This window comes from Acinetobacter sp. YH01019, from assembly GCF_013420285.1.
Lineage (GTDB): Bacteria > Pseudomonadota > Gammaproteobacteria > Pseudomonadales > Moraxellaceae > Acinetobacter > Acinetobacter gandensis.
Genome location: NZ_VOYM01000126.1, coordinates 1 through 5,534, shown reverse-complemented (window position 1 = coordinate 5,534; position 5,534 = coordinate 1). Strand labels below are relative to the sequence as shown.

The window sequence follows — 5,534 nt, the reverse complement described above, 5'->3', positions numbered from 1 at the left end:
AGAATTAAAGCGTGCCAATGAAATTCTACGTAAAGCAGCCGCTTTTTTCGCCCAGGCGGAGCTCGACCGCCCACACAAATAATGGTGGATTTCATCCATAACAATAAAGACTTATATGGTGTTGATGCGATTTGTAGGATTTTACCGATCGCAGCCTCAACCTATTACCGAACTTTAGATCTCGCTGACAATCCAGAACATCGAGCGAAACGAGATCTACATGATGAGCATCATGCTGAACAAATTAAACGAATTTGGAAGGAAAGTTTAGGTCGATATGGTGTACGTAAAGTCTGGCAAAAATTAAAACGTGAGGGTTATGTTATTGCACGTTGTACAGTTGCTCGATTGATGCAAAAGCTAGGTATACAAGGTGTTTGGCGAGGTAAGAATAAACAAACCACCCGTAACCGAGATGACCAAAAACGGGCAGATGATTTAGTGAAACGTAATTTTAATGCTGATCATCCAAACCAACTATGGGTGGGTGACTTTACCTACATTCAAACTCATTCAGGTTGGGTATATACCGCATTTGTTATTGATGTGTTCTCACGAGCAATTGTTGGATGGAAAGTATCTACACGGATGAATACAGATATGGTGCTCGATGCACTTGAGCAAGCATTGCACGATCGAGGCATGCCAAAGAATGTGATTCATCATTCCGACAGGGGTGTGCAATATCTTTCGATTCGCTATACCAATCGTTTAGAAGCAGCAAATTTACGAGCATCAGTCGGTACAACGGGTGATTCATACGATAATGCTCTGGCTGAAACGGTGAATGGCTTATACAAAACAGAGGTGATTGAATATTTAAAAGCAGATTGGCAAGGTTTAGCAGATGTACAACTTGCGACACTAAACTGGGTAGATTGGTTCAATAAAAAGCGTGTACACAGTGCACTGGGTTATGTATCGCCTTTTGAGTTTGAAGCAATGTACTATGATAAGATTAACCCGTTAGGTCAGGTGGCTTAACTTAAATAAAAAAGTCTCCGACAAACCCGGTACGGTTCATTCTTCTACTTTTGATAAGTTCTGATTTTCTTTAAGCGGCTTGGTATGAATTGCTGTTTTCTTTTTTTTGAAGCTCGGCAACCTTGATTTGATATCTAGAAAGTTCCTGCTCTTTACGGCTAATTTCAGAATTAACTGTTTATTTGAATTCTATTGAAGATAATAAACTAGTTTAGCTAAAGGGAAACATCAAGAAAGGCCATCCTAAATTTTTTACAATGGACTGAATAAGGCTTATTTAAAACTGACTAAAGAAAAAGGGGTGTTGGGAACTTAAAGTAAAGGTGGTACTTAAACTGGTTACTAAATATCGAGTAGTCTCGATAATAAATATATAAAATAATAACTTACAATTTAATATGATGCGTATCATACGCATCACATAATAATGCTTATTTTTGATATAATTAAGATAATGGGGATCATTATGCTGGTTTATAAAAATTTATGAGTCTTACGGAAACACAAGTACGAAAGTCATATCCAAAAGAAAAAATTTACTTTTTAGCTGATGATGATGGTTTAAGCTTAAAAGTCGATCCTAATGGAAAAAAGTCTTGGAGTTATCGATATTCAGTTGCAGAAACGGGTAAAAGACCACGAGTCACTCTAGGTACATATCCTGAGATGAATCTCAAAGAGGCTAGAGTGGCCAGAGACTCCTATAAGGCAACTAAATTTTCTACACAAAATTTAGTTCAGGAGAAAATTCAAACTTTTAAAGTTGTTTGTGAAGAATGGTTAGAGTTTAAAACAAATAATTCATTTAAAGATCAACCACGTGGTGGTGTAATCCAATTGGCGAATACATGTTTAATAAATGACATTTATCCCGTTATTGGTGATATAGATTTTAGTAAAATTAAAAGAACTGATTTAGTTAAGGTAATTAAGCACATTGAAAATAGGGGAGTTAAGGAACCTGTAAAAAAAGCGTATAGCTATTTAAATCAAATCTATGATTTTGCAGTTGCAATGGGATACTGTGATTATAATCAAGCTTATGGTCTCAATAAAATATTATTGAAAGGGAAATTAAAGAAAAATTATCCCTATTTAAAAGATGAAGAAATTTCTAATTTTATTCTTAGAATAACTCAACTAAATACAGATCCGATTATAAAAAAAGCAATCCTATTTAAATTATATACTGGAGTCAGGGGGGCAGAGTTATTGTCTGCAGAACCTCATCATTTTGATTTTGACAACAAAATTTGGAAAATACCTGCTTTACATATCAAGCAATATCGTCGAAAAGTGATAGCAGGTTATGATATTCCAGATTTTTTAGTCCCGTTATCATCGCAAGCGGTGAGCATTGTTAGATCTGCACTAGAATGGTCACAAGGCGATCGTTATGTTTTTGCCAGCCCCAAAATTAAAGATAAGCCATTGCATTTTAACACAATAAATTCAGCCATTCGTAAGATGGGATATAAAACAAATGAGCTATCCTCACACGGTTTAAGATCAACATTCAGTACTATTTTAAATGATTCTGGCTTATTTCAAGATAGTTGGATTGAGGCTCAGCTTTCACATGTAGATAAGAATAAAACACGTGCTAGTTATAACCATGCAGATTATATTCAACAAAGAGCTGATATGATGCAGTGGTGGGGTGACTATTTAGAAAATAAATCAAAATCTAGTTTATAGGTAATTTAAATTAAACTATTTTGATTTAATAATAAATTTTAAACCAAATGCATTTAACAACTTATTTATAGAATCTAATGTTGGATTACTATCAGGTTGCTCCATTTTCTGTAAAGTCTGTGGTGCTATTTTAGTAATTTTACTCATTTCATTTAATGTTAAATGTAGTTCTTTTCTAATGTATGATGCAATCTGGTAAATTTGCCACTCAGGATTATTATTTATATTTTCTAAGACTTGTAAGCGTTTATTCATTTGCTCGATTGCCGTCATAGGCTTATAACGTTTATCCATTAGAAAGCTCCTGAATCTGTTGGCATATATTTAATATACGATGATGACTATTTTGTAGAATCTCATCATCTATATTTATTTTTTTCATTTCATCGAGCAAATTTTCATACAGTGGCAATTGTTGAATCATTGTATGTTTAATTTCAGTTGAATCTATTCCTGTACATTCTTCTATTTGCGTTATGACAGATCCCCATATAGGCATTCCTCCATGGTCATCTTTTTCCCAACGTGTAGTACGTGCAATTCCGTCAGGATGAAGCCACATTGGTGCAAAATCGAAGAGGGGTGTTAATTGAATTGTGCCGTCATTTAAACGTTGAATTGCGGTATTACGGGTATGATTATCTTTATTTCCTAATGCAACATTAGCGATATCTCGTTTCAAATATTCAAAAATTTCAGCTTTTGGTGATGAGCAACATTCCATGATCAATGTACAGATTTGATTATGTGTCATTTTAACGCCGAAGCCAGCTTTACCACTTAAAGAGGCTAGGCTTTCTTGTGCAATTCTTTCGACTTTACCATTGATAATTTGGCGATCAAAACGTGGAATAAATAGCGTTCTCTGGTGAAGTTCCAAGTCCTTGAACACTCTTAGACCTAAATACCGAGCTATTTTCATGTAAATTGCTTCATGTAACAGTATTTTTTCCAGTTTTTGATCATTTCCACGACTAAATTTAACTAGCCAATGCTTTGCTGCTAGTTCATCTGGAAGACTGTGGTCTAAATAAAACAGACCATCATATCCTTGTGTTAGTAATAGTTTAGGCCATTCACCTTGAACACCTGAAGAACCAGCAACAAATAAGCCATATGATGCAAGTGACTCAATGAAATCTTCTTTCCTTTCAATTATTTCGCTTAGGCTAAATCCACGAGGTTTCACTGTCGGAAAATGATCTTGAAGCCAGTCATCAGCTTCTTTAATTCGTAGATTACCAATGGGATTACCTGCCCCAGACTTCAGTAAAGGCCAATCAGCTTGTTCTTCTGCATTAATTGAAAAGCCCAGCTGATTTAAAAGCTCCTTTCGGCCATAGCCTTGAGGTAACAAGTCCATGAGAAATGCTGGCCACTGGTTTTCTAGGTTATTTTGTACATTGACTGGAAATTGGAATGATAGAGCATGGCCATCTCTTAAATCTATATGTTCAATGGCATATTCAAATAGATATGATGTTCGGGTAGATGTTCTCCATCCCTGCTCTTGATCGGCAGTTAATTCAACGATAGCGCAATCTTGCCATTCGTTATTTTGAAAAATTTGAAGTGTACAATATTGATTCATATATGTATTAAAATAAAAAATTAGTATCTATTTTCGGCTACATTTATTTATTATAGTAGATATATATTGAATTTCCTACTCTGATTTAGAATCATTTAATTTGCACTATAAGCAATCATTTTAAACGTCATAACTTGTCGTATTGCTAAATTACTAACTTCTTTATGCAATTTTTTTGATTAAATATTAAAAAGGAGAAAATAAATGGAATAACTTAATCCATCTGATCTAAAAGCGATTCTACATTCAAAAAGAGCAAATCTGTATTATTTAGAACATACCCGTGTCATGCAGGAAGATGGGCGTGTCTTATATCTGACTGAAGCTAAGAAAAGTTAGACAAATTGTTGTACAACAAGATAAATCTGTTGATGACGCACTGGACATAGCATTTAAAGAAATATATTAAACTTATTAAACCTAACTTAATCTAATTGGACTTTGTTGCACAAATCTACCTCTAAGGGCTTATTCAGTAATATAATACTCATAAGCTCACACCAAAAATCTATCATACAACCAATTGTCCACCTACAATAAAGCCTTGATCAATCGAGGAAATATATCAATTTGGTTTGATTCAGCGACCCAATGGTTGCTCCGTCCATTGATAAACACGGGTGAAATCAAACCTATTCTGATGCAGCAATCCAATGCTGCTTAATGATTAAATTCCTATTTCGTCTGTCTTTACGCATGGTCACTGGCTCTGTTCAAAGCCTGATTAAACTATGCGGTCTAGATTGGACAGCACCAGATTACACTACACTTTGTAGAAACCTGAGTTCGATGAAATCCACTTAGCCTTTTAACATATTTTGGAAAGTTGGCTTATCTATATATTCATGGCATCGGGGTAGAGCGCGATCTTAAAATTGCAGAACAACATTTGCAAAAAGCGGCTTTACAAGGACATCTTTAGGCGTTAGCGCAATTGGAAAATATTCACGCTTTTTTAAATGTAACTTAATAGTATTGGGTTTGAGTTGAGTTGGATTAAACGAAAGAGACGTATCGAGGTGGATGCGTCTCTTTTTTCATCAATAAGGGGCTTTTCGCTTACATAAAGCCAAACAAAGTTAGGCGCCGAAGCCTTGGAATATATGAATTTTCTTGATTAAATACCGCCGTATTTTTTGACATCCTCACCTCCCTTAAACGGAGGTGATTCCTACAGCTAGACGCTTATGCCCAAGCGCAAGAATGTTCATGGCACTATTTAAGTCCCTATCGTGAGTGACACCACACTCACATGACCATT

The 5,534-nt window shown here is 35.1% G+C and carries 5 protein-coding genes, 2 pseudogenes and 1 other annotated feature; of the genes and pseudogenes, 4 read left to right on the top strand and 3 right to left on the bottom strand.

Annotated features, from left to right (window positions below; all coding sequences use genetic code 11):
* Nucleotides 1-984, top strand: a pseudogene (locus tag FTT84_RS16830) (IS3 family transposase); the annotation flags it as partial.
* Nucleotides 40-157, top strand: a sequence feature (AL1L pseudoknot). (Overlaps the previous pseudogene by 118 nt.)
* A 486-nt stretch (nucleotides 985-1,470) precedes the next feature.
* Nucleotides 1,471-2,682 carry an integrase arm-type DNA-binding domain-containing protein gene (locus FTT84_RS16825; protein ID WP_180080862.1) on the top strand — a complete coding sequence of 404 codons (1,212 nt, stop codon included), beginning with the start codon at nucleotides 1,471-1,473 and terminating at the stop codon, nucleotides 2,680-2,682.
* Between the two features lie 15 nt (nucleotides 2,683-2,697).
* Here the strand turns inward: FTT84_RS16825 and FTT84_RS16820 are convergent, their stop codons facing one another.
* The gene (locus FTT84_RS16820; protein WP_004871362.1) at nucleotides 2,698-2,976 is read right to left on the bottom strand and encodes a helix-turn-helix domain-containing protein; all 279 of its coding nucleotides are present in this window, start codon (nucleotides 2,974-2,976) and stop codon (nucleotides 2,698-2,700) included.
* Entirely contained in the window at nucleotides 2,969-4,273 is a 1,305-nt protein-coding gene (locus FTT84_RS16815) for a type II toxin-antitoxin system HipA family toxin (protein WP_180080860.1), read from the bottom strand. The genes FTT84_RS16820 and FTT84_RS16815 overlap by 8 nt, the downstream gene beginning before the upstream one ends.
* A 506-nt stretch (nucleotides 4,274-4,779) precedes the next feature.
* Here FTT84_RS16815 and FTT84_RS16805 point away from each other — a divergent pair.
* Nucleotides 4,780-5,050, top strand: a pseudogene (locus FTT84_RS16805) (transposase); the annotation flags it as partial.
* 49 nt (nucleotides 5,051-5,099) lie between these two features.
* Entirely contained in the window at nucleotides 5,100-5,195 is a 96-nt protein-coding gene (locus FTT84_RS18305; RefSeq protein ID WP_111886144.1) for an SEL1-like repeat protein, read from the top strand.
* Nucleotides 5,196-5,427: 232 nt separating this feature from the next.
* Here the strand turns inward: FTT84_RS18305 and FTT84_RS18125 are convergent.
* Nucleotides 5,428-5,534 (bottom strand): zinc ribbon domain-containing protein (locus tag FTT84_RS18125; protein WP_373685031.1); only part of this gene is annotated, 107 nt, incomplete at its 5' end.

Coding starts and splice junctions, on each gene's coding strand:
- FTT84_RS16825 (WP_180080862.1), top strand. CDS start 1,471: ATGAGTCTTACGGAAACACAAGTACGAAAGTCATATCCAAAAGAAAAA.
- FTT84_RS16820 (WP_004871362.1), bottom strand. CDS start 2,976: ATGGATAAACGTTATAAGCCTATGACGGCAATCGAGCAAATGAATAAA.
- FTT84_RS16815 (WP_180080860.1), bottom strand. CDS start 4,273: ATGAATCAATATTGTACACTTCAAATTTTTCAAAATAACGAATGGCAA.